The sequence below is a fragment of the Flagellimonas sp. MMG031 genome (genome assembly GCF_040112705.1).
In the GTDB taxonomy this organism is placed as follows: Bacteria; Bacteroidota; Bacteroidia; order Flavobacteriales; family Flavobacteriaceae; genus Flagellimonas.
In genome coordinates this window covers 3,084,736-3,108,442 of sequence record NZ_CP157804.1, presented here as the reverse complement: position 1 = coordinate 3,108,442, position 23,707 = coordinate 3,084,736, and the positions used below count along the sequence as shown (strand labels likewise).

General features: G+C 42.0%; 21 protein-coding genes. 13 read left to right on the top strand and 8 right to left on the bottom strand.

What is annotated here, in order from left to right; genetic code table 11:
* Nucleotides 1-119: 119 nt before the first annotated feature.
* The 10 genes from ssb to ABNE31_RS14085 all read left to right on the top strand — a co-directional run bounded on the left by ssb (nt 120) and on the right by ABNE31_RS14085 (nt 8,543).
* Complete coding sequence (ssb, locus tag ABNE31_RS14130; protein WP_036385938.1) at nt 120-473, top strand: single-stranded DNA-binding protein; 354 nt, start codon at nt 120-122, stop codon at nt 471-473.
* Nucleotides 474-535: 62 nt separating this feature from the next.
* Nucleotides 536-985, top strand: a complete 450-nt coding sequence (locus tag ABNE31_RS14125) for a JAB domain-containing protein (protein ID WP_036379048.1) — start codon at nt 536-538, stop codon at nt 983-985.
* A 150-nt stretch (nt 986-1,135) separates the two neighbouring features.
* Nucleotides 1,136-1,357: a hypothetical protein gene (locus ABNE31_RS14120; protein WP_036379046.1), complete on the top strand. Its 222-nt coding sequence runs from the start codon at nt 1,136-1,138 to the stop codon at nt 1,355-1,357.
* 306 nt (nt 1,358-1,663) lie between these two features.
* Nucleotides 1,664-1,843, top strand: a complete 180-nt coding sequence (locus ABNE31_RS14115; protein ID WP_036379042.1) for a hypothetical protein — start codon at nt 1,664-1,666, stop codon at nt 1,841-1,843.
* Between the two features lie 469 nt (nt 1,844-2,312).
* The gene (locus tag ABNE31_RS14110; protein WP_349351575.1) at nt 2,313-2,900 is read left to right on the top strand and encodes a BfmA/BtgA family mobilization protein; all 588 of its coding nucleotides are present in this window, start codon (nt 2,313-2,315) and stop codon (nt 2,898-2,900) included.
* A gap of 2 nt (nt 2,901-2,902) precedes the next feature.
* Nucleotides 2,903-3,922, top strand: coding sequence for a MobB family relaxase (gene mobB, locus ABNE31_RS14105; protein ID WP_349351574.1), 1,020 nt, complete (start codon nt 2,903-2,905; stop codon nt 3,920-3,922).
* Between the two features lie 10 nt (nt 3,923-3,932).
* The gene (locus ABNE31_RS14100) at nt 3,933-5,519 is read left to right on the top strand and encodes a type IV secretion system DNA-binding domain-containing protein (RefSeq protein ID WP_349351573.1); all 1,587 of its coding nucleotides are present in this window, start codon (nt 3,933-3,935) and stop codon (nt 5,517-5,519) included.
* 197 nt (nt 5,520-5,716) lie between these two features.
* On the top strand, nt 5,717-6,607 hold the full coding sequence (locus ABNE31_RS14095; RefSeq protein ID WP_349351572.1) for a sce7726 family protein: 891 nt from the start codon (nt 5,717-5,719) through the stop codon (nt 6,605-6,607).
* Nucleotides 6,588-7,520 (top strand): sce7725 family protein, encoded by a 933-nt coding sequence (locus tag ABNE31_RS14090; RefSeq protein WP_349351571.1) that lies wholly within the window; start codon nt 6,588-6,590, stop codon nt 7,518-7,520. The genes ABNE31_RS14095 and ABNE31_RS14090 overlap by 20 nt, the downstream gene beginning before the upstream one ends.
* A gap of 3 nt (nt 7,521-7,523) precedes the next feature.
* On the top strand, nt 7,524-8,543 hold the full coding sequence (locus ABNE31_RS14085) for an RES family NAD+ phosphorylase (RefSeq protein ID WP_349351570.1): 1,020 nt from the start codon (nt 7,524-7,526) through the stop codon (nt 8,541-8,543).
* 32 nt (nt 8,544-8,575) lie between these two features.
* Here ABNE31_RS14085 and ABNE31_RS14080 read toward each other — a convergent pair whose 3' ends face one another.
* From ABNE31_RS14080 to ABNE31_RS14050, 7 genes are all read right to left on the bottom strand, one after another.
* The gene (locus ABNE31_RS14080; protein ID WP_349351569.1) at nt 8,576-8,878 is read right to left on the bottom strand and encodes a hypothetical protein; all 303 of its coding nucleotides are present in this window, start codon (nt 8,876-8,878) and stop codon (nt 8,576-8,578) included.
* A gap of 443 nt (nt 8,879-9,321) precedes the next feature.
* A complete protein-coding gene (locus ABNE31_RS14075) occupies nt 9,322-10,134 on the bottom strand; it encodes a hypothetical protein (RefSeq protein ID WP_349351568.1) in 813 nt (270 codons plus the stop codon).
* Nucleotides 10,135-10,241: 107 nt separating this feature from the next.
* Nucleotides 10,242-10,583, bottom strand: a complete 342-nt coding sequence (locus tag ABNE31_RS14070; RefSeq protein ID WP_349351567.1) for a hypothetical protein — start codon at nt 10,581-10,583, stop codon at nt 10,242-10,244.
* Between the two features lie 20 nt (nt 10,584-10,603).
* Nucleotides 10,604-11,116, bottom strand: coding sequence for a hypothetical protein (locus ABNE31_RS14065; RefSeq protein ID WP_349351566.1), 513 nt, complete (start codon nt 11,114-11,116; stop codon nt 10,604-10,606).
* Between the two features lie 60 nt (nt 11,117-11,176).
* Nucleotides 11,177-13,813, bottom strand: coding sequence for a P-loop NTPase fold protein (locus ABNE31_RS14060; RefSeq protein ID WP_349351565.1), 2,637 nt, complete (start codon nt 13,811-13,813; stop codon nt 11,177-11,179).
* 93 nt (nt 13,814-13,906) lie between these two features.
* Nucleotides 13,907-14,932 (bottom strand): hypothetical protein, encoded by a 1,026-nt coding sequence (locus ABNE31_RS14055; protein ID WP_349351564.1) that lies wholly within the window; start codon nt 14,930-14,932, stop codon nt 13,907-13,909.
* Between the two features lie 145 nt (nt 14,933-15,077).
* Nucleotides 15,078-15,542, bottom strand: a complete 465-nt coding sequence (locus tag ABNE31_RS14050; RefSeq protein ID WP_349351563.1) for a hypothetical protein — start codon at nt 15,540-15,542, stop codon at nt 15,078-15,080.
* 775 nt (nt 15,543-16,317) lie between these two features.
* On the opposite strand from ABNE31_RS14050, the gene ABNE31_RS14045 reads away from it, so the two are divergent.
* The 3 genes from ABNE31_RS14045 (at nt 16,318) to ABNE31_RS14035 (ending at nt 23,171) form a co-directional block, all read left to right on the top strand.
* Nucleotides 16,318-19,353, top strand: a complete 3,036-nt coding sequence (locus ABNE31_RS14045) for a SusC/RagA family TonB-linked outer membrane protein (RefSeq protein WP_349351562.1) — start codon at nt 16,318-16,320, stop codon at nt 19,351-19,353.
* A gap of 105 nt (nt 19,354-19,458) precedes the next feature.
* A complete protein-coding gene (locus ABNE31_RS14040) occupies nt 19,459-20,781 on the top strand; it encodes a RagB/SusD family nutrient uptake outer membrane protein (RefSeq protein ID WP_165357471.1) in 1,323 nt (440 codons plus the stop codon).
* Nucleotides 20,782-20,864: 83 nt separating this feature from the next.
* Nucleotides 20,865-23,171 carry a zinc-dependent metalloprotease gene (locus ABNE31_RS14035; RefSeq protein ID WP_129655941.1) on the top strand — a complete coding sequence of 769 codons (2,307 nt, stop codon included), beginning with the start codon at nt 20,865-20,867 and terminating at the stop codon, nt 23,169-23,171.
* Between the two features lie 297 nt (nt 23,172-23,468).
* On the opposite strand, the gene ABNE31_RS14030 is transcribed toward ABNE31_RS14035, so the two are convergent.
* A complete protein-coding gene (locus tag ABNE31_RS14030) occupies nt 23,469-23,705 on the bottom strand; it encodes a DUF6520 family protein (RefSeq protein WP_129655943.1) in 237 nt (78 codons plus the stop codon).
* Between the last annotated feature and the right edge of the window lie 2 nt (nt 23,706-23,707).

Here is a 23,707-nt window from a genome sequence, read left to right as displayed (position 1 = left end):
GCAAACAAACGCCCCTTAAAATTTGGGAGACAAAAACCAAAAAAATAGAGGGGAAATTTTTAACCCTGTTTGCTGATCTGTCCATACTGGAGGACGGCAGGCCTTTAAAACTTTTTATCATGAGTACATTGAGAAACAAAGTGCAACTTATTGGAAACGTGGGGCAAGACCCTACCATCACAGACCTTGACAAAGGCAAACGTGTGGCAAGGTTCACCATGGCCACCAACGAACATTACAAGAACTCCGAAGGGGAACGGGTGACCAATACCGAATGGCACACCATCATCGCATGGGGGAAATTAGCCGACATCATCGAAGGCTTCGTGACCAAGGGCAAGGAAGTTGCCATCGAAGGGAAATTGACCTCCCGATCCTATGAGGACAAAGAGGGCAATAAAAAATATGTGACCGAAGTGGTGGCCAGTGAGATCCTGCTTTTGGGCGGTGGTGATAACAATACCACCGAGTAAAATGGATAGGGGGTGTCCAGTCTTTGGGCATCCCTTTCTTTTTCATCCTTAACACATTTGAAATGGAACACCGTGTCAATGAAATACAGATCAGTTATCGGGAAAAGCTCAGTACCCTGAAATCCCTGTCCGTGACGAACTCCAATGAGGTGGCGAATCTATTGTTCCAAAATTGGGACAACAAGACCATAGGCCTGCACGAGACCTTTAAGATCGTGCTGCTCAACCAGTCCAACAAGGTAAAGGGCATTTATCCACTATCCCATGGGGGCATCACAGGTACCTTGGTAGATCTGCGCATCCTTTTTGCCATTACCCTAAAGACCCTTTCCGTGGGGATCATCCTCGCCCATAACCATCCTTCTGGACAACTCAAGGCAAGTTATCAGGACAAACAATTGACCCAAAAGATCAAAAAGGCGGCACAGCTTTTTGACGTCAAGATTTTGGATCATCTTATCCTAGCGCCCGATGGTAGGTATTACAGTTTTGCTGATAATGGAATTCTTTAATCCAATGGTCATGGAAGCGAATACAGCGAATACAGAAATGACGGAATTTGAAAAATGGTTGGAAGAACAATATGACCCAAGGTATTACCCCGATGGGTTCGATCCAAGCCTATATGATCTGTGAGCAATGAACTATCAAAGTTTTGAATAATGGTCTATTTGAACGTTACCAACCTTGATAGCGAGACCCAGGAACGTTTGCTTTCCGTATCCAAAGAAGATGTGGAAAGCCGTTCCGGGACCGAATTGCTCCAATTTGCAGAAACGCATGATAAGGACTATGATACCCTCTTGGAAGATGCCTGCCCTGAGCGGAGTCGAAGGGAAGCTTTGCGAAACCTATACCATTATGATTTCGTATTCAATATGTGAATGCCAAAACACACCATCGAAGCCCATCCATCACGATGGGCTTTTTTTATGGGTTCATGGTTGGTTTTTAGGTGGGTCGAACACCCAAAAACCAATTTGGGAAATTCTTGTTTGCAAAGTACTGGGCAACCCCAAAGAATACCTATCCCTTATTTGACCGCAAGTTCGCCCTTCAAAAATGTTCCCATCAAAAGACTACGGCATAAACCGTTCGTACCTCACTCCTTATTCCGTTTCCTTTTGAGCTGAAATTTTTGGGAAGTGCGGGGATGCCCTCAAATAATTAATAATCTAAAATCATGTATTATGAAAGCAATTGTAAAAAAGTCATTGGAGATCCCTGCAAAGAAACATCCAAAGAAAAGCGTTGTCAAAAAGACAGCGGATGCCACGGTGGACAAAACCTACTCCTTAGTGGTCAATCTCTGGATATTCAGGTATGAATACTACAGGGAACAGACCACTACTGTCCCATCGGAGGACTGACGGGAACAAGACCCTTGAAAAAGGGTCTTTTTTTTGGCGTTCCGTAGCGCATCTGACGCTGGGGAAAACGAAAAATGCCCGTTTCATATATGTTGCGGGCAAATGATGCATTTGCCCGCAGAACGCATTTTTGTACCTAGAGGAATGTGGGTATATTTAAGAGGCTACATCGTAGTCAAGTTTGCACGGCATTACAACTTGATCTGACTTTCCGAAAGTCCGTGCTCCATAGGGTAAAATAGGATAAGGGACGACGGTCTTTTTAAGATGGTTTGTGCGATGCTTTTTGGGCCTTTGGCGCAAAAAGGAGAAGCAAGAGGATAGCGTGCTGGCGCAGCGCTACCGATCATGGTTGCTCCGCAAGGCCCTGTTTATGGGGGTTTTGGGGAATCTTGAAGATTTCAGGCAATCTGCTTTTGGTGAAAAAGTCCCCCGAGGCCAATAAAAACAAGGAATATTTGGTGAAAAAATGGATAAAGGATACGAAAAAGAACGGTTTGCGGCCATGAAGGTCAAAGTTTCCGTTGCTAGGAAATTTAGGCGGTTTTCCAAAACGTTTGGGAAATCACAATCCCTGACCCTTTTGGCCATGATGGAATTTTTTGAACGACATGGGATTTCCCCGGACCAACATTTTGGGGAGACCATCGCCAGTATGAAATTGTTCATAAAGCGACGCTTCAATGCCATGGTGGCCATCATGCGAAGCATCGAAAAGGAACAGACCCTGCCCACCGTCAGTATGATGCAGGCCCTCTTTCAGCAGGAACTGGACCCCGAGGAGGGGGACGAATGGGAAGGGGACTTTGAATTTTTTGAAAAACAATTGACCGAGATCAATACCCCTACCAACCCTGAACTCTTGGATAAGGAGACCACGGTGCCCAAGATCGTCCATGAACTGCTGAAGGAACAACTGGAGGAACTGAAACAGGATTTTGGCCATGTACTGGACCATGTATCGATGGCCAAGAACCGCTTCGGGAAGGATCATCTTAAACTGGACCTCAAACCAGGGGCCATTGAACAGTACCGCACCAAACTCAAAAATCTATAAGCATGTACATCGCCATCACAAGACAACACTTGGGAAATAACTATCATGGCAGTGCCGGTGATTTTGTCAAGTATTTGGAAAAGGAGAACGAAGGGAAGGCCTTGGAAGAGCAAGAACTTTTTTTCAACCAGACCGAAAATGACATTGATGCCCAAAGGGTCATTGCCGAGATCGATGCCAATACGGCCAAACTTTCGAAACGGGATCCGAAGTTCTATTCGATCATGGTCAGCCCCTCCCAAGCCGAGCTCAAGCATATCGGAAATGATCTTGAAAAACTGAAGCAGTACACCCGGGAACTGATGAAGACCTATGCGGCTTCCTTTTATAGGGACAAAGAGGTGACGGTCAATGAGGTATTGTATTTCGCGAAACTGGAAAGGGAACGTACCTATTCCGAAAAGGACAAAAAGGTCAAGGAGAACCAAGCTTATGCCAGTAAGATTTTGGAACTGCAACACCAGATCAGGGCCATAAAAGAGGGTAGGGAGCAAGGGGACATGGACAAACTTCAGGAAAAAATCAAGGCTCTGGAAATGGAGGTACCCCATAAACAGAATGGGAAACGCATTGTTCCAGGCATGGCCAAGGAAGGCCACCAGAGCCATATCCATATCATTGTCAGTCGTAAGGATGTCACCAATTCCCATAGCCTCTCCCCAGGGTCCAAGTTCCGGAACTCGGAAACCACACTTAATGGGGAAAAGGTAAAACAGGGCTTTGATCGGGACAGATTCTATCGGACGGCTGAAAAGACCTTTGACAAACAATTCGGGTACCGCCGGAACTTTGTGGAGACCTACCATGCCCGAAACTTGTTGGATAAGGATCCCAAGCAATTCTTTGCAGCCCTTTTGGGATTGCCAACCAATGAAAAACAGGCTGCCAGACAATTGTTGTTCAAGGCGGGAATCAAAGTGCCAAGCATCCCCACCAATAAAGCGCAGTTGGCCTATAAAGCGATGATGCAACTGAAAAAAGGTATCGGAAAGGCCATGGAGTCAGGATCGATTGGAATTTAAAATTAGCTATATGGAAAATTTAGGATGGATTGAAATAGTATCTGGTATGGTGTTCGGGGGAGGAATTTCCTATTTGGCCAATCGGTATCTCAAATTTGGGTTTGTGATATGGTTTTTGGGCATTGTTCTTTTGGCTGTGGCCAATGGTTTATTTTGGGGATGGGATGTTTTTATTAAGGGGTCATTGGCACTTTGGTTGCCGTTGTTTTTTGTCCATGTGGTGATCTATGGCCTTGTAGATCACTATAAAGACGATAAGAAACCCTCCAAAGTTTTTGAGGTGAAAATGAAAGTAAGAGGGATGCCCTTGGTGTTGAGTAATATCAGGCGAGGGGTTTCTGTCATGGCTTCTGCAGGGAGCGGAAAGACGGAGAGCGTCATCTATAATTTCTTAAAGCATTTTCAAAAGGAGCATTTTTCAGGGGTCATCCATGATTACAAGGATTTTGAGATTACAGAAATGGCCTATCCCCTTTGGAAGGGGGAACAGGTGCCTTTTAAGATTGTTTCCTTTGGACCTATTTATAATCGGGTCAATCCAATAGCTCCCCGATACCTTCCTGATGAGGAGAGTGTCCATGAGGTATCCCGGGTGCTGTTGGAGAATTTGATGGAACATCGGGACTCGGATGAGAATAGTACCTCCCGGTTCTTCAAGGATGCAGCAGAGGGCTTGATCAGTGGATTGATTTGGCGATTAAAGACCGATTATCCGCACTATTGTACCCTCCCGCATCTAATGGCTGTTTTCCAACAATTGGCCACCAAGAGCTTGATTAAGTTTTTAAAAGGGAACATCACTTCTCGGGCCATGTCGGATGCCTTTATCAGTGGCATTGGGTCGGAAAGGCAAACAGCAGGGGTGCTCAGTACCCTGGCCAACGGTTTTAAAAAGATCAGTACCCGAAAGATCTTTATGGTGCTTTCCAAGGATGAGATTTCCTTGGATATCAATAATGAAGACCACCCTTCCGTCATTGCCTTAGTGAATAACCCTCAAAAGGATGCTTCCCTTTCTCCTGTGATCGCCACGATCATCCATACGATCTCAAAGCAGATGAGCCAACGCAATCGGAAACCATCCTTTATGTTGTTGGAAGAAGCCTCGACCCTACGGCTATTGAACATGCATCGAATACCGGCCACACTCAGGAGCTATGACATCGTTAGTGTTTATGTGCTGCAGGACAAAATTCAAAATGATATGATGTACGGGGAGAAGGCGAGCAAGGCAATCCTTTCCAATCTATCATATCAGTTTTTTGGGAAGGTGAACGACCCGGACACGGCACGATACTATGAACGTTTTTTTGAGTTGGTCAAGATTCCGACTCGAAGTGTGAGCAAGAGTTCGGGGCTGAATCTGGAGCGGCGTATCACTGAAGGGGAGAAAGAGGTATCCAAACGAAGGGCAGAAGTGTTCTTTCGGTTGCGACAGGGGGAGTTTGTGGTATTCGCTGATGGTAAGGACAGGAAAGTGCAGTTTCAGAAACCAAGAATTGAAAGGGGATTACCCAAGCCTTTAGGGATTTCAGAATTGGAGTTGGAGCAGCATTATCTAAAAGTGCATCATGATATTGGGACGATTTTTAGTTGAAACAATAGGATTGTTTAGTTGTTCTTGATAGGTTTAGATTTCTTTAAAAACCAAAGTTTTTTCAAGGAATTTGCAAATGTCCAGTAATCTAATGCCAAAATATTGCCTTTTGCATTTTGAGACGATTAATACCATAACCAAAACTTGTAATTTCTTGAAAAGCAATGAAAATTAAATTTTAAACCTAACTTTGTTTTATGGCAAGTACTTCCTCCTTTTCAATTAATCAATTACGGGATTATTCCTCCTTGTTTTCCAGAAATCAGGTCAAATCATGGTTCAAAAATGATTTTACCTCCATTTACCATAAAATAATAAGATATGATGAGGATTGGTTGACCATGGACAATACCACATTTGTTGAATACCTTAGGTACGTTTATAAAATTCTTGAAGGTCATTACCAGAACGAGTATATATTTAAGAATAGCTTTTTGAATGAATGTTTGATTCAGGAGGTCAACGCCGGTGATTCACAGGTTTTCTCGGAATTCAGAGTAGGAAATTCAGTCGCCGACCTTGCCATGTTCAATGGGACTTCCAAGGTCTTTGAGATAAAGACTGAGATGGACTCGGCCAAACGTTTGGATTTCCAATTGGTAAATTATCAAAGGGCATTCAACGAAATCTACTTAGTACTTTCAGAATCAAGACTTGGTCAATATGAGCATTTTGGAAAGGAAATCGGAATAATTTTGTATCGGCCCGATAGTAATGAAAAATTTCAGGTTCACCGCAAGGCCATTCCCAATAGTGAATTGGACAAAAATACCATAATGAAAGTATTGCACACACACGAATACAAAAATCTGGTCAAAAGACATTTTGGAAGCTTGCCAAAAATGACTAGTTTCAACCAATTTGAGAGATGTAGGGAATTGATCTTACAGATTCCAAATGATGAACTCAATTCCTATTTCATTTCTGTTATGAAGGCTAGGCAAAAGCCCATTGCCCTCAATAAGAAACATTACAAGGAATTCAATCAAATGAGTCTTGCCCTGAAGTTGTCAACAGCGGACAGGAAAGCATTGATGGATCATCTTAAATCACCAATTAAACCTACCCATGTATTATCCACTACTTAGGGCACGGCAATTTGAATTGATTGCACTACGGGATTTGGCCAATACAAACACTTCCCAAGGTACCATTGTGCCTATTTTGGAACCGGTCAAAGAATCGTTCAACAATTTAAACATTGCACTTTCAACATTTGCCGCTACCAGTCAACAAGCGTTTATCATTGTGAACCCTTTGGTCGGTGAGGTGACCGGTGATCGTGAGGTTTTTTTGGAATACCTGCAGCAGGGTCAGTTCTCGATAGGAAGAGCATTTTATTTCAGAAACAATGCCGACTACATTTTAAAGGCAATAGCAGATTACGGATTGGGGGATTGTATGGTCATTTGTCAAAATGATCTTAATCCTGATGATCCTGAGTTCAGGAGGCTAGTGGAGTCCGCTTCAGTTCAGTCCGTTGTTGTGGAAGACCCGGGAAGAAATAGAGCCTTGGATCGTTATGTCAGGGGCTTAGGCAAAACCTATATCCGTTTGGATGATTTTTTCGAGAAGCAACAGCGGAACAGTGATTTTCTTGACATTCAGGAGCATCGATTTTCCGAGGAACATCTCCATTATGTAAATGAAAGCTTCAGTGGTTTTTCTGATTATACGGTGCTTCCCAGTGAATTCAGTGATAGTGGGAGCACTCCTAGGGCAGTGGTTATCCATTTGACATATATGAAAGCCGACAACCAAATTTGGATCAGGCATTTTACTTCCGACACCAATGATTCCATTGCCAACGTTCAAGGGAAATTCGCCGAAGCTGCTGAAAAAGCTGTAGGATTTTGTAGGGCTAACGGATTCAACAACCCAGCGATTGCGGAATTGGAGGATTACTACGACCGTCAACATTATCCTGGGCTTGGAACCGTAAAGAAAATCAGTATCAAGAACCATCTTCTTATCCTTCAAAACTATCTTAGCCAATATTGATACATGGAAGTTTGCCCTAGTTGTTTTACCGATACTGAATTGAAAGCCTTTGTTTCCGCCTCGAACTCAAAAGGGGATTGTGCTATTTGTACCGCCACAGATCAGCCTATCATGGACATCAACGAGCTCATGGATTTTTTTCAGGAACTCATCGATAATTATAGACTTGTCGAAGATGGGGATAGTATCAAAAACAAAATCCAAGGAAATTGGAGTTTTTTTTCTAATCATCAAGTGGCCGAAAGTATCTTAAACTATGTTTTGCCAAAAATCGATACCGAGATAAATAATGCCAGTAGCCCTGTTGATTATATCCAGGAAATAAACAACAACCATGAATATTGGGAAATTCTTAAAAAAGAGTTGAAATGGTCCCATCGATTTTTGTCCAATCTGGACCAGCTGCTTGAATTGGGTTGGGATGGATTCTTCAATACACAATATGGCTTGACACCAGACACTTTTCTATATAGGGCCAGGGTCCATCACCAAAGCGGGAACCAAGCCTATCCCCATGATAAGATGTATGCACCTACACGCGATTTTGCAAAAGGAGGTAGGGCTAACCCTATGGGAATACCCTACTTATATTTATGTGATAATCCGAAGACGGTGCTTTATGAAGTACGGGCATCCTATTTGGATGAACTCAGCATAGCCACATTTCAACTCAAAGAGGAAAATGAATTTGTCAATATAGTGGATTTTACTGAGGACACACCTCTGTTCCAGCCAGAAATGGTACGGGAGACGATTATGGCCAAGTTATTACGGGAAAGGGTCAGTCGAGATTTGTCCAAGCCTATGAGGCGGTATGATTCGGAAATAGAATATATCCCAACTCAGTATGTCTGCGAATTTATCCGAATCTATACTGGAGCCAGTGGCATACGATTTGCCAGTTCATTGCATCCCTCCGGAAAAAATGTTGTCATTTTTGACCAAGACCTTATGGATTGTACAAGTGTTAACCTTCATAAGGTAACAACCTATGATTTGAACAGCAGAGAATTATCGCAATAGATCAATCTATAAAATTTTTGGATTGAAGTTATTCAATCAATTTTAGCCTTGGACATTGTATCTATCTTGATTGTATCATGGACTTTTTCAAAATCTCTGTTCGTTGTATTATCTAAAAACTCTTTTTTAATTTGTGTTTCCAAGGGTTGTTTGGTGCCATTTTCACTTTCTTTACCGTTGATGAACAGAAGCGATGCACAGAGAAAAACTACCAGTACCGCGGTTGACACGATACCAAATTTGAAAAAATGATATCCCCTTATCAGATGGGTTGCCTTTCGGTTGTTCATTTCGATGTTATTGTTGATGCAATACAACGCATCCTTGATTTCCATTTGCATAAATTTTTTTTCACTCAAAGATTGGTGGTTCAATATGGTCATTGGGGACTTGTACCCATAATTAAACTTCTTTACATTGAAATTTTTTAACGAGTTGATTATCGCTAAAATGTAGCACAGAAAGCATATGATTAACAACATTATGAAAACCACCCGAAAAATAATATGCACATTCAGAACGAATTCAACGATGAAAGGAACGAACAAACTCAGTAGTGCAAATACAAGCCCTGTTTGCGAAACCAATTGTGCGGTCTTATTTTCAATCATTAACAACCTTGAATTCTCCTCGGATTCCATTTCTTTTAGATAGGATTTATGTAACTCCAATTGCTCTCTCCTTAGATTCCGATAATTATTTTTATCATAATCAAAGGGTTTTTTTGATTTCAATTGCCGGGGTAAGAAAAGAAATTTGAAAAAACTCATGGGATAATTTAAGTCAGACCATTTATTATTGCCTCGGATATTTTTTGGCCTGTTTGCAATTCAATCCATGCCCATTGACCATTAGGGTTCAGTTCTAGAAAAAAATATTCATTTTCCATTGTCTTTATCATATCGATGGCCCCAAATCCCAATTTGCATTCCTTTACCAGTTGAACACACTTCTTTTCTATTGTTTTGGGTAGTCTAGTTTCCCTGAAATCCAATTTTTTCCGTCTCCAATCCACCTTGGTGGCCTCATCTTCTTGACTATCAACAGCGGCGGCAAAAACCTTGTCTTTTACTACAGTGACCCGAATTTCATATTCCTTTTGTATGTTTTTTTGGAGAATACAAGGATTCATATCGAACGAATCAAGGTCTTTAATTACATCCTTCCCAACCACGTTTGTAAAGATAAATCCTGGCTGGTCCTGATAGTCAATCCGAGTTTTGGAAATTGGCTTGATGACAATGTTTCCATCATGCTGATCATAAAACGTTTTGACCAAGTCCCTTTTGTTCGTAATCAAGGTCGGGGGGATATTAAATCCCAAACCTTTGGCTTTCTTTAATTGTACTGTTTTGTTTTCTGCAAAATAGATGTGTCTGGGTTCGCTTAACCATTGACAATCAATCGATGATACTATATTTTGAACAAGTGCATCGTACTCCCCCAATAAATATAACCTTTCTTCCTCGGACACACCTTGGATTTGAGGGAGCTTTGTTCTTCGGAACCAACCCGACGTGAACGTTTTGATACCTTTAAAGTGGAAATTAAAGGTATAGTTAATTTCAAAGGCATAATCCTGGGAAATCAAGTTCTCACAGTTCAATCTTTGGTACGGAATATTCCTTTGGTTTAATTTATTAATAAGGAAATCAGTAGTATAATCGGTTCTATGGGTTATTATAAGAATCATACCTGTCAAACATCAGAATCTGCTGCCTCATCATACGTCCTTGTGGCCGTTGAAGTATCCATCATTTGGATAAGGTGGTGCACATTGTTGTCCAAATCCGTGGATTCCATTTGCGTATTGGTACGAGTTGCAGTGTCCATATAGGAGGCCTTCAAGGAGTCATCCGCATCGGAAACTTCTACATAATCTTTTGTCCCAGTGCTGGTATCCATGGATAGCACATCAAAGGCGGGCAATCCCGTTTTACGGTCTACGGATAAATTTAGGTCTTCATCGTAATACAACACTGAATCATTAAATCCATCCTCAGCGCATTGTTCCAAAAATTGAAATGTGATTGGCTTCATAAAAGGCAATTTATTAGGCATTAAAGATTATACTTCATCAATATATTGATTTGAGCCAAATCATACTCATTAAAGGTAATCATATCACGTTTCAATAAAAAACAATAGTCCATTAGCTCATTGACAAAACAGATGGGTGGTTTGCTGGCATGGGTACCCTTCCAGCCTTTGGAATTGATTTTTTCCCTAATGGTAACTCCAACAAAAAACTGACCTCTTTGTCCGTGTATCTTCATACCATTACGATCAGAGGTATAAACTGTAATGCCATTTGTAGCCATATGTTTTGCCTTAAAGTTGAAGACATTGACCAACCATTCATGGGTTAGGTACAATGGGACAAAATTAGGTTCGGATGTCTTCTCCTTTTTGTTTTCATATTCAAGGATTTCCTCCAGAACCGCTATGTCCACCAATACAATTCTTTGTTGCCGAATATTATAAATAAAGTGGCCGACCTTTAACTTGTCCAGTAATGAATTGTGGTAACTTAGTTCCGGGTTGGTATAAAGTTCAATATTGTATTTTTCCATTTTTTAGTTTAATTCTTTCAGCCACATACTTTGATGGTCAAAAAAACGATTGATTCATAACTATGCCCTTCGCCATACCTGGGATGCCACAACCTCCATGGCTGGAGGGAATTCAAATTCAAACTCAATTCCATCTTTCCCAGAAGCTTCCAATTGCATTGCAAATTCTTGAAATTCATCGATAAATTCAGAAGTTAATTGTCCTTCATCCTTCTTCATTTTCATATCATCAAGAAATGACATAAAGTTGGATCTATTGCCAAATATATCGTTTACAATACTTTCAATGCCTAATTTATTTGCCTCTGTTAATCCATGGGGAGTTTGTATGAACCTAATCAGAAATTGATCTAGATGATCCTTGATGAAAGCGATAAAAATGTCATTAGCCTCAGTAAACCGAACCCTTCTAGACGTTCGTGAATTGGGACCTGAGGGATCCCATTCTGTGACTAGGCAATATCCGTAATAGTTCCAAACATCATCATCAGGGAAGCGTACTGTCTGAGTATAATTTTTAAAGGCTCCGATAAGCAAGGCTTTGATTTCCGGTTTACTGAGAATCCACTGATACCCATGGTAATAGCTGTACCATCTATTCAGCAAACAGGCACAAAACTCCAAGGAGTAATCTTCGAAGTTGAGCAACTCAATTGTAAACGCTTTTAAACTTTCCCGTTTTCCATTATAGAATTTCTTTGAAGTTCTTTCTTCATAATCCCCAATCACATTTCTTAGATTGTCCAAGTCATAGCCATAGAACCCAATGGTGTGTTCCTCTTTTTCAATGGGAATGCTGGCTAGAACAAAGATTGCACGTATAAATTTTTCGAATGACGCCCTATCGGGGAGATTATAGATACTTACCTCATAAAACCGTGCGCGTACCGCATCCAACTTGCCTTCTCCGTTCCATCTTGAAATTGCATCCTGTATACTGTCCAAATCCCTTCTAATCTCAGATTTGAATACCTCCTCTGAAATTTCGTGTTCTTGCAACATATCCTGGAAATATCGATAATAGTGTGAGGGGAAAACAATGGATAGATGGCTTTTCGATGCATAGGTGTTGTTCGTAAATAGGTCGGATACCAGCTTTTTTAAATCTTTCAGGGAATCATTCCCCATATTGAGCACCTGTGTTGCATAGATCCCCAACCTTGATTCCTCGAATTTTCTATGACGGATGGCTAGTCCGGTGTTATTCTCGCCTTCATATGCCAATAATAGGGCATCTCGGGCCACCCCACTGGCACTGCGTGTATTCTGTGAAGGATGTAGGTAGTAATAAGAATCCAAAAATAGTATTCTGTACACATCATAAAATTTGAATTTCAAAAGTTTGACATTGAGATAGTCCTTAAAGTCCACTTCTTGTTCCATTTCCTTGTACTCTCTAAGGAAATTTTTTAGAAACCGTTTTACATCGCGGATATGTTTTAGGCAAAAGTTTCCTCTGTCCCTGGTCAAGTAACGTACTAAATAACCAAAGTAATTGTCAATTTCCTGTTTTTTTGAGGGGAGTTCTTCTTTTAACCGATCGGCGAGATACTTCTTGATCTTGGCCTCAGTAATTGGTAGGAGGTGCTCTTCCTTGAGAAAGATTTTTTCTGCGAAGGCATCGTTTTTAGGTATACCAATCTTACTCAAGGATTCTGAAATATAGGTCTTGTCATAGGCAACCAGATATATGAAGTTGTCAAAATTGGCCGTGTTCCTTATCAGCTTCAATATTTCAAATACTTCATCCGCTTTTAACCGATCCATATCATCCAGCACAATCAAAAACTTTTTTCCCAAGTTTTTCAAAGAAATGTTGATCCGCTTAAAATCTTCCGTGACACTATTGTCTTTGCCGAATTCCAATAGATGCCCTATAAACTTAAAAAAGGAACTTGGGCTTGATTTCAAAATGTTTCTGGAGTACTTGCCCATATCCATATAGATGTCAAAACTGTGGGGACGAATTTTTAATCGTAGAAGTTCAAAAAATTCTTGGATTATTGTGTTTGTACCCAAATTCAACCATGGATTGAAGTTTATTACCAATAAATCCTTTTGGTCTCTGTTGCTGATTTCACGCTCAACTAAATTCAAAAACGAGGTCTTGCCGGATCCCCATTCACCGGTCACCCCAAATGCTATGGAATTCTTATTTGTAGCTGCAACGATTTCATCAACAAGTAATCGGACCTTGGGCATACGTTCCAGTACATCCTCCTCTTCATCATCTATGGGTTCATCCACCAATCCAGAAGATTGGCTGACTTCAGGGCCCTTCTTGCCTTTCATTTGATTAATAGGCCGAAGAATCACCAGCAAAAAGCAATACAGCATGACTATATCCAAATAAGCAATTTCCGAAATCAGATGAAGGCCGGTAAACTGATATCGAATCGAGAAAAATCGGTAGTAGATGTAAATCCCCAATACAAAGACCAACACAGCTGAATATCCTCTTCCCAAATCGGTAGGTTTGGTGAATTTTCCCCGGATATCATGCCACATCCAGATTAAAAAACCAAGCATTGTAAGGTCAATAAAAATGTTGGATTGAACTTGGCCAAGAATTGGCTTCACTATTAATGAATTGAATACGTCTTCCAAAGGATTCTGAAAGATGATTACCAGTCCTATCGCCAATAGAAACAACCTGACCTCTTTCTTTATCATATTTTTGGCAAACCAATTTTTCATAGTTTAGACACACCAAAATTTAGGATGGTACGTTTAATCATTAAACTGAAAATTCTCACACATATTCAGTAGTAGTTAAAAAGAAGCAATTACTTATAGCCTTCTTTGTTGGCCAACACTTTTATTAATAAAATTCTTAAAGGCCATTTTAAAATCTGTTTTAAATAAATCAAAGTTAAATGTCTTTCTTTCATTTCCATTTTTTGCAGAGAACTTCATCGCTTTGAAAAATTCAGAATCAAGTCCTTCAAATTTCTCTTTGTAAAATGAGTTAGAACAAACCCAAGTTTCACAATTGAAAATTATTAGGCTTGATAATCTTTTATGAGTTCTTTTAATATTTTCCTTGAAAAAAAGATTTACATATGATTTTAATTTTGCTGTATCATCCTTATGATAGCCCATTAGTAAAATAGATTTGTGTTTATATGGAAAATATGATATAAAAATTTCAGAAGTTCGTTCCATATCCTTTCTGTTTTTGTATTGATAATCCATTATCTCACTTGAAGTATCATAAGTAAATATTGCATTCAGACAAATTTCTTTAAAGTCCATTTCCCTATTCTCAAAAACAAAAGATTCTGTTTTGTTTTCCAAATCGCTCCACATTGATTTTGTATAAAATTCTAAATCTTTAATTCCGAGTTTGTTTTGACGAATAGTCTCTTTTAGCATTTCGTTATCCGTATCAACACCTGAATGATCAATAACACATCCTAGCATTTTTATGACTACTTCTTTTAGCCATAATTCATTATAAGTTGTTCTTAACGCAAATAACAAACAAGACTCATAATCTTGGAAATCAATTGCTCCTTCAGTCTCAATTTTGCTAAATATCGATGTGTCGTGATTATTACAAAAACCAGTAAAAGTGTAAATTTTATTAATTCCCTTTCTGTGAAACCTTGTATATTCTTGCTTGAAATGGTCAATTGATGATTCCCATAAGTGTTTATCCTCCGCTATCGAAGATAAAATTCCATTTTTTTGCATTATATGAGAATTTATAGCTTTCTCATTGCAATTTGGATGCATGCAAATATTTGTTTCTGACTTAGCTTTATTAGCACAATCAGTAAAAATTTTAGCAATCTTCGGGTGTTTTGTTTTCAATTTTCGTCAAATGTTGGCTGTGCCCAAGTTTTGCATTTAAATGCAAAGCATAATATACCTATTGCTAATTAAAATTTTGGGGAAAGAATGGAATTAAATTTAAGAAATTTTAAAAAACGAGTGACATAGCTCGAAAATTAAACCGTCATTTATTGTAATATATATTGCGGCTTCCTTTTTTCGAGGATTTTAAAAGCCTACCAAGAATTGAAGAAACATCCTTTGAAATAGCTTCAAGGTTATATTCCTCTTTCAGTTTTTTTACAACCTCACTAGTCGTTTTTGGTGTTTTGAAGTAACCTCCGCTGATTAGAACTCTAATTCTTGAAGTCAATCGGGATTTCTCTTTTCGACTAGGCGATAATTCATATCTTGATCTAATCTTGACTTTTATATCAAAAATGTCCTTAGGATGAACACCAATAGCCAAGCACACCTCAACAAGATAGGACAAATATGTTTCAGAACCATTTTCAATATTTACTATTGTATTATAAGTAAAGCCTGTCATTTCGGCAACATCTTCAATCTCTAGCTCTTCACTTATCCTTTGATTCCGAATCCTCTCGCCTATTAACTTTAATAATTTGTCATTCTTATATCTTGCCATATTCAAATTGACAAATGACATGAGCGACATAAAATAGGTTCAAATGAAATTTTGTCGTTTAATATCTGTTCCTTATATTTAGCTTTTGAAATATTTATGCGATAAATCATAATTTGAAATATTTGAAGCAATTGCTTTGAGTCTTGTATAGGAAAACTGGTAATTTTTAAGTACACAAGATGATTAGTAAGTTTGCTCACGACCCGGGCGTGGGCTCACTTATTCGTGTACGGGTATACCAGTACCTCCTATACTATAAGTTGAGTTTCCACGCCCAACTTTTTCTAAGCGCTTGATTGCCTTTTTCTATTTTGATGTGTCGCATGACCATTTGGGTTATGGGAAACAAAAGGCTTGTGTGCTTTATAGAGAATTCATCTTCTGTCGGCTCTGGTTCTAGAGCGGGCCTGACCCTATTTGATATTCTCTTTAAGAAAAAGCCCAAAAATCCTGTCTAACCCTAAGACTATAGCTATGGGATAAGCGCAACATTTTTCCGGTTTACGATATCCTCCGTCCCATAACTGACGCATACACTTTCAGGGCAACCGGCCCAAACTCGAAATCTAAGTCATTTTTATCTAGGAATCCTATTTCCAAAAGCCATTGCTATTTGGACAGGGTGGCCTATGCCTGAAACTTAATGCCCTCAAGGAAGTTACGGATTTATCCTGACTTTTTAGGCAGTGTCGCTAAAAACCTATGGGCATTCATGTGATTATACCGTAGGGAATGCAATACTAACTAACGCTTTAATCAAAAAGAACTCAACATAATGAAGAAATCACCAAAACGCCTAGGCTGGAAAAACCTGTTCCTGCTCTTATATATCCTAATATCCCCCCTACTAACCCAACAAATACAAGCGGGCAAAATCTTGGAGCCACCACAGTCCATCATTTCCGGCACCGTGACCAATAGCACGGGAGAACCCCTTGCCGGGGTGAATATTGTGGTGGAGTCCAAGAATATCGGTACCATATCCGATATGGATGGAACCTATACCATTCAATCAGGAACCAATGACATACTGGTCTTTTCCATGGTCGGCTATAAATCTTTGAACGTCCCTATCGATGGAAGAAATACCATCAATGTCCAAATGGAGGAAGATGTCACCCAATTGGGGGAAGTCGTGCTCAATGCGGGTTATTACTCCGTGTCTGAGCGTGAACGTACGGGAAACATCGCCACCATCAAGGCCGATGTGATGGAAAAACAACCCGTGGCTAATCCCTTGGCGGCCATGCAGGGACATCTATCCGGAGTGAACATTGTCCAGTCCACAGGGGTTCCGGGAGGTGGTTTTTCCATCGAGGTGCGCGGACAAAACTTTATCAACGGGGTGACCGATCCTTTATACATTGTGGATGGGGTGCCCTACGGATCCCAATCCCTGGGTTCCGAAGATATATCCAGGGATATCGTGAACAGCGATATCAGCCCCTTGAATGCCATCAATCCCAATGACATTGAGAGCATCGAAGTACTTAAGGATGCCGATGCCACTGCCATATATGGTTCAAGAGGGGCCAATGGTGTGGTGCTGATCACCACTAAAAAGGGGAGGGCAGGTAAAACACGGTTCGATGCCCACCTGAGTACTTCCCTTGGCCAGGTTTCCCATTTTATGGACCTGATGGACACCCAGCAATATCTGGAGGTGAGAAGGGAAGGGGTCAGCAATGATGGCCTTGATGATTTTTTTGGCGTGCCAGCCTATGACTTTTATTGGCCCGATATTACCCTATGGGACCAAAATAGATATACCGATTGGCAAAGGGAACTTATAGGGGGAACGGTGTATCGGAACAATGCCCAACTTTCGGTTTCCGGGGGAAGTGAACGTACCCAGTTTTTGGTCAGTGGCGCCTTTTTGAAGGAAACGACAGTCTTTCCCGGGGATGCCAATTATAAAAGGGCCAATGTGCATAGCAATATCAACCACCGATCGGACAATGACCGGTTCAGGTTGAACCTGTCCACCAGCTATAGCCGGGAGGATAATCTATTGCCACGGTCGGACCTAAGCTTTCAAGCATATACATTGGCGCCGAATGCACCTGCACTATTTGACGGGGATGGTAATCTCAATTGGGAAAACAATACATGGGACAACCCCTTGGCAGCCCTTGAAGAGAAATTTGGGGTCAAGACCAGAACTGTTATGGCAAATGCCCTGATCTCGTATGAGCTTGTGAAGGATTTGGAAGTAAGGGCGAGCATGGGCTATACGGATTATAGTTTGGATTCGTACCGGACCCTGCCGAGTTCGGCAAGAAACCCAAGGTTCAACTTTACCCCGCAAAGTTATTCCAGCCTGACCACAAATAGTTCCAAGCGGAATTCTTGGATCATTGAACCCCAGTTACAATGGAAAAAGGTTTGGAAAAAGCTTTCCATGGATGTACTCTTGGGGACCACTTTCCAACAGGAAACCACCGAGCAACTGGTGATGCGGGGTACGGGCTTTCCCAACAATTCCCTGATCTTTAACCTGACAGCTGCCGATCGTGTGGAGGTCCGAAACAGTGTCGACAGCGATTATAAATATAATGCGGTGTTCGGGAGGGTCAACCTTAAGCTTTTGGACAGGTATATCCTAAACCTGACGGGAAGGAGGGATGGGTCTTCCCGCTTTGGTCCGGGCAAACAGTTCGGGAATTTCGGTGCTGTTGGATTGGCATGGATCTTTTCCGAAGAGGCACTCCTTTCTGATAGTTCCGTACTGAGTTTTGGAAAACTCCGAGGCAGTTATGGTACCACAGGGAGCGATAATATCGGGGATTACCAGTTCTTGGATACCTATACTGTCACAGGTTCCGATTATGACGGGGTCGCCATTCTGAGTCCTTCGGGCATTTTTAATCCCTTGTTCGGATGGGAGGTCAACAAAAAACTGGAGGCAGGGCTTGAACTTGGGTTCTTTAGGGACCGTGTATTTGTAAATGCATCTTGGTACAGGAACCGTTCCTCCAATCAACTGGTGGGGGTGCCCTTGGCGGCCACGACCGGCTTTTCCGAGCTTACCGGTAATTTCGATGCCACGGTGGAGAACTCCGGTATTGAGTTGGATTTTCGTTCCGCCAATCTAAGTACGGAAACCTTTAAATGGTCCACGACTTTTAATATATCGGTTCCCAAGAGTGAACTTGTGCGCTATGATGGTCTGGAAACTTCCACTTTTGCCAATCGCTATGTCATAGGTGAACCTTTATCCATCGTAAAGCTGTACAGATCCCTTGGGGTCGATCCCGACACTGGACAATACGTGATCGAGGACTATAACGGGGACGGGAACATCAGTAGCAGTGGGGACCTTGAATGGATTGAGGACCTGGCACCCAAGTTTTATGGGGGTCTCGGGAATACCCTCAACTGGGGCAACATGACCTTTGATGTTTTCCTACAGTTCAAAAAGCAAAAGGGTTATAATACCCTCCGGGACAACGCGGTTCCCGGGTTTAGGAGAAATGCCGGTGTCGAACTCTACCATGATAGATGGCGGGAACCGGGTGACATGAACAACTATCAAGTCGCCTCGTCCGGATTGATAGCCGGCTCCAACAATGGAGACCTTCAGCGAAGGAGCAGTTCCGCCGTGTCGGATGCCTCTTTTATCAGGGTACGCAATATTTCCTTGAACTATAGAGTGCCCCATCTAGAAAATGGTCTGGATGTCAATGTATACCTGCAAGGGCAGAACCTCTTGACCTTTACCAAATACAAGGGGCCCGATCCGGAACAGACACTCAACAACCGATTGCCCCCACTGAGACAACTGACCTTGGGACTTAAAGTAGGGTTCTAACCATTTAAAAAAAGTATCATGAAAACAATAACGAAGTATTTAATAATGAAATGGAACTCCTTGTATGGGAAAAGGTGTCTATCGATAATACCCTTAATAGGAATTATGGGCTGTACGGCATTTGTGGAAGTCGACCCTCCAAAGAACATCATGGTCTCCGAGACCGTGTTCAATGATCCATCTACGGTGGAATCCGCCATGGCCGACCTGTATTTTACCATGCGGGAATCTGGAATGGTCTCCGGCAACTATGGGTTTACCACTAGATTGGCCATATACAGTGATGAACTGGACTACTATGGCTTCAATCCCCAATTGTTGGAATTCTACCAGAACCGGGTGCTGCCACCCAATACCGAGGTTTTGACTTGGTGGAGTGAAGCCTATAAGGTCATTTACGGGGCCAATGCCATTGTCGAAGGGATTGAAGGGGCCACCGATTTGGAAGAGAGTGAGCAAGACAGGTTTATGGGACAGGCACTTTTTGTCCGCGCCTTCATGCACAGTCTTTTGGTATCCGTTTTTGGGGATGTTCCCTATATCACAACCACAGACTATGCCTTTAACAATCAAGTCTCACGGATGTCCGAGGACTTGGTTTATGAAAGGATCATTTCGGATCTGGTGCGGGCTGTGGGACTTATGGAAAGCAGTACCATCGACAATGAAGAACGGTTGGTTCCGGACCGAAATGTGGCCAAGGCTTTGTTGGCAAGGGTATACCTCTATACGGACCAATGGGACTTGGCCGAGGCCGAGGCAACCGATGTCATTGGCAACTTTGGTTTGGAGGATGAACTGGGAACGGTGTTCCTAAAGGAATCAATGGAAACGATTTGGCAATTGCAGCATGGTGAATTTCCTGGGAATACCCAAGAGGCCAGCCAATTGATCATCCCATTTGTACCTGGCCAGTCTTTTGCCTTGACCGATGGGCTCCTTTCCGCTTTTGAGGATGGTGATGGTCGAAGGTCGGCATGGATCGATAGCATCTCCAATGAAGAGCAGACCATCACGCTGTATTATCCATACAAGTACAAGGCACGGTTTGATGTTACCGAGTCCCTTGAATATTCCATCCATTTTAGATTGGCGGAACAATATCTGATCCGATCAGAAGCAAGGACACGTCTAGGAAATTTGATCGGTGCCCGTGAAGACCTTAATATGATTCGAAATAGGGCAGGGCTTGCCAATACCACGGCCAATTCGGAAAGTGAACTTTTGGAAGCTATTCTTGCCGAACGGAGGGTGGAATTGTTCACCGAACAGGGACATCGTTGGTTCGATCTTAGGCGAACGGGTAGGGCCACAGCGATTTTGGGAATGTTCAAACCGGATTGGGAGGATTCAGATGTACTTTTTCCGATACCTGAGATCGAATTGGAGGCCAATCCCAATCTATTGCCACAGAACCAAGGATATTGATCGGATGGGCACTCTCTGGAAACAAGTCTGGAAATGTTCAGTACTGTGGTAGGGGAGTGCCTGTCCTTAAAAACCGAAAAACAATGAAATATTTTTTATGGATGGGGCTGTTCTTGACTGTTCCCTTTTTTGGAATGGCCCAAAATCCGATTGGAGGGACCGAGTTTAGGGAAGTCCCATCAACAACACAGACTTTTTTGAACCCATCCCTAGTGGAAGGTCAGCTTTTTATGGACCTCTCCAAATCCTACATGGGGCAACCCATGCTTCTTACCAGGATCGGTCGATTACATAGATATGAAACCAAACAGGTGGTGTTCAGGAAATATGGCAACCAGATTTATTTGGAGGAACCTAGGATTTGGTCCGAGACAGGTATTTGGTTGCCTGTGGGAAATGATCCGGATGTGGAATCGAACATATTGGGTGTTTTTGATATCATGGAAGAAAACGAAGCTAGGTTCCGTATCAATATCACCGATATCCTATTTGATGGATCCCTGGGATGGGAAACGCTATCCAATGCACCCAATGTACCAAAATTGACCGGAGTTGTCGGCACCAAGGTGATGGGGGATGAGGTAGTGGTCAAGGTACACCTGGGCCAACAAAAGAAAAACGTCAAAATCATACAGCCGGTTTATTATAGCCTTATGAAGCTGTCAAGTCCCATGGATCCCAGACGGTTTGATTATCGAATGAGTTTTTTGATCGAGGGTATGCCCAACCACCGCGATCGTACCAAAAATGATATGGGAAGCATTGTCCGTTGGCGTTTGGAAAAAAAATATAAGGATAGGCAGACCAGTGTTCCCATCCGCCCCATCACCTTTATCATGTCCCCTGACATCCCGAAGCAATGGAGGCCTTATGTCAAAGCCGGTATCTTGGAATGGCTGCCCGCATTCGAGTCGGCAGGTTTTAAAGATGCCATCGTTGTGCATGAGGTCGATTCCTTGGATGAGTGGTCGAGCCATTGTCTGGGAACTTCAGTAGTTCGATGGTTCAGGAATGGGAATATCAGGGAGTTCGGGGAAAAAAGAAGCGGTTCGACCGTGACCTTGGTGGTGGACCAAAGGTCGGGAGAGATCATAAAATCCGATATTCTGTTGGGTTCTTCCTATGAACATCTGATGGATGCATACTTTATCCGATGCTCGGCCTTGGATGAGCGTGCCCAAACCTATCCCTTTCCCGATGAACTCATGGGGGAATTGATACAATCCTTGGTGGCCCATGAAACAGGTCATGCTTTTGGGATTACTGACAATAGCTATGGGGAATATCGGTACCCCGTTGATAAAATGGGTGATGCACAATGGCTTCGGACAATGGGCCATACCCCGAGTATCATGAATTATACGCGCCATAACAATATGGCACAGCCCGAAGATAGCATTCCCCCTTCCCTTTTAATGCAAAAAGTGGGCCCCACTGATAAATACTATATCCGATGGGGGTATCAGGAGTTTCCTGAGGGTTGGTCGGCTGAAAAAAAGAACGATAGTCTGGAACGCTTCATCAGATTGCAGGATACCATTCCTTGGTATCGCTATACGAACGATCAGGGTGAATTCATCGGTCCGACCGCAACGGATGAAGTCGTCGAAACGGATGATCCTGTCAAAGGAGCCAAATTGGCCATGAAAAATCTGGAGCGGGCCATGGCGCTCTTGCCTAAACTGAACCAGGGCCAAAAGGACAATGCACGTATGGAACGTATCCATAGGGAGGCCATTGAACTTTGGTATTTCACCATGAGGCATGTCTTTTCACTTGTAGGTGGATATGAGGTATTCTATAAATCGATGGATCAACCCGGAAAAATGTATGATCCCATTCCCTTGGAAACCCAGCGGGAGGCCATGGATTTTTTGGTCGATCAGGTTGTTGCTCCCCCAGAGTGGTTGGCCCGACCAACGTTCAGTACCTATTCACGGTTTACGACTTTTCCCGACGAGTTATTTACATACCAACAGTTATTGGTACAGGAGATGTTGAAACCGAAACTCATGAAACGTTTGCAATATATGGAGACCATCCAAGGCTTCGAAGGGGTTATGAATGCCTATTTTGTACAACTGCAAAGGGGACTTTTTAGTGAATTGAATGGGAAGGGTGGGTTTGTGGAACCCAGAAAACAAGGGTTGCAGGCAGCCTATATCGATTGGTTGGTAAAGATTGTTTTGGAAGAAAGTACAGATGTGAAACGCAATCTTGAGGTATTTGCGCAAACCGATTATGCCAAAGGCATGATGATGGGACAACTCATACAATTAAAAAAACAGATGGATGAAAAGTTGCGGCAGGAAAGGCATCTGGAACAGAAAGGTCATTGGGCCCTATGCCTTGCCAAGCTGGAGAAGGTACTTCAAGTGGAACCAAAATGACCTTTCTTTTTTTATAGTAGATCATTTTTTTTGAATTAGTGATCAAGTCGTCTGGAAAGCAATTTCTGGGCGGCTTTTTTTATCAGGAAGGATATGGCAACCTTAACGGGTCAACCAAGCTTTTTGGCGCCACTTTGAAATAATGATTTGTGGCCAGGCCTATAGTACAGAAGATCATTTGTGTCGACATGTGGTGTTGCATCGGGCAGTGCAATTAGTTGATTTTGGAATGGCTTTTCATAAAATAATGAGGCTGTCCAAAAGGACAGCCTCATCTTGACAAACGTATTATGGTGTTTAATCCCATGTACGCTTAGGGTCTGTCAACCCACTGTCATTGAACACCTGATTAAGTCCATCATAACAGTACCCCCCACTAAGATTGGGACAATCTGTTTGAATTTCAGCATACCCGGATTGGGTTGCGATATAGCCCACATAAGGAAGATTGCTTTCCTCTGTGGCAAAGGCTAGGCCAACCGCCAACAGAATGGCGAAGGCCGGTAAAACAAGTTTTAAAAAATTAGATTTCATAA

Excerpts from the sequence above, each read along its gene's own strand:
- ssb (WP_036385938.1), top strand. The coding sequence starts at position 120 with ATGAGTACATTGAGAAACAAAGTGCAACTTATTGGAAACGTGGGGCAA.
- ABNE31_RS14125 (WP_036379048.1), top strand. The coding sequence starts at position 536 with ATGGAACACCGTGTCAATGAAATACAGATCAGTTATCGGGAAAAGCTC.
- ABNE31_RS14120 (WP_036379046.1), top strand. The coding sequence starts at position 1,136 with ATGGTCTATTTGAACGTTACCAACCTTGATAGCGAGACCCAGGAACGT.
- ABNE31_RS14115 (WP_036379042.1), top strand. The coding sequence starts at position 1,664 with ATGAAAGCAATTGTAAAAAAGTCATTGGAGATCCCTGCAAAGAAACAT.
- ABNE31_RS14110 (WP_349351575.1), top strand. The coding sequence starts at position 2,313 with ATGGATAAAGGATACGAAAAAGAACGGTTTGCGGCCATGAAGGTCAAA.
- mobB (WP_349351574.1), top strand. The coding sequence starts at position 2,903 with ATGTACATCGCCATCACAAGACAACACTTGGGAAATAACTATCATGGC.
- ABNE31_RS14100 (WP_349351573.1), top strand. The coding sequence starts at position 3,933 with ATGGAAAATTTAGGATGGATTGAAATAGTATCTGGTATGGTGTTCGGG.
- ABNE31_RS14095 (WP_349351572.1), top strand. The coding sequence starts at position 5,717 with ATGGCAAGTACTTCCTCCTTTTCAATTAATCAATTACGGGATTATTCC.
- ABNE31_RS14090 (WP_349351571.1), top strand. The coding sequence starts at position 6,588 with ATGTATTATCCACTACTTAGGGCACGGCAATTTGAATTGATTGCACTA.
- ABNE31_RS14085 (WP_349351570.1), top strand. The coding sequence starts at position 7,524 with ATGGAAGTTTGCCCTAGTTGTTTTACCGATACTGAATTGAAAGCCTTT.
- ABNE31_RS14080 (WP_349351569.1), bottom strand. The coding sequence starts at position 8,878 with ATGGAAATCAAGGATGCGTTGTATTGCATCAACAATAACATCGAAATG.
- ABNE31_RS14070 (WP_349351567.1), bottom strand. The coding sequence starts at position 10,583 with ATGAAGCCAATCACATTTCAATTTTTGGAACAATGCGCTGAGGATGGA.
- ABNE31_RS14065 (WP_349351566.1), bottom strand. The coding sequence starts at position 11,116 with ATGGAAAAATACAATATTGAACTTTATACCAACCCGGAACTAAGTTAC.
- ABNE31_RS14060 (WP_349351565.1), bottom strand. The coding sequence starts at position 13,813 with ATGAAAAATTGGTTTGCCAAAAATATGATAAAGAAAGAGGTCAGGTTG.
- ABNE31_RS14050 (WP_349351563.1), bottom strand. The coding sequence starts at position 15,542 with ATGGCAAGATATAAGAATGACAAATTATTAAAGTTAATAGGCGAGAGG.
- ABNE31_RS14045 (WP_349351562.1), top strand. The coding sequence starts at position 16,318 with ATGAAGAAATCACCAAAACGCCTAGGCTGGAAAAACCTGTTCCTGCTC.
- ABNE31_RS14040 (WP_165357471.1), top strand. The coding sequence starts at position 19,459 with ATGGGCTGTACGGCATTTGTGGAAGTCGACCCTCCAAAGAACATCATG.
- ABNE31_RS14035 (WP_129655941.1), top strand. The coding sequence starts at position 20,865 with ATGAAATATTTTTTATGGATGGGGCTGTTCTTGACTGTTCCCTTTTTT.
- ABNE31_RS14030 (WP_129655943.1), bottom strand. The coding sequence starts at position 23,705 with ATGAAATCTAATTTTTTAAAACTTGTTTTACCGGCCTTCGCCATTCTG.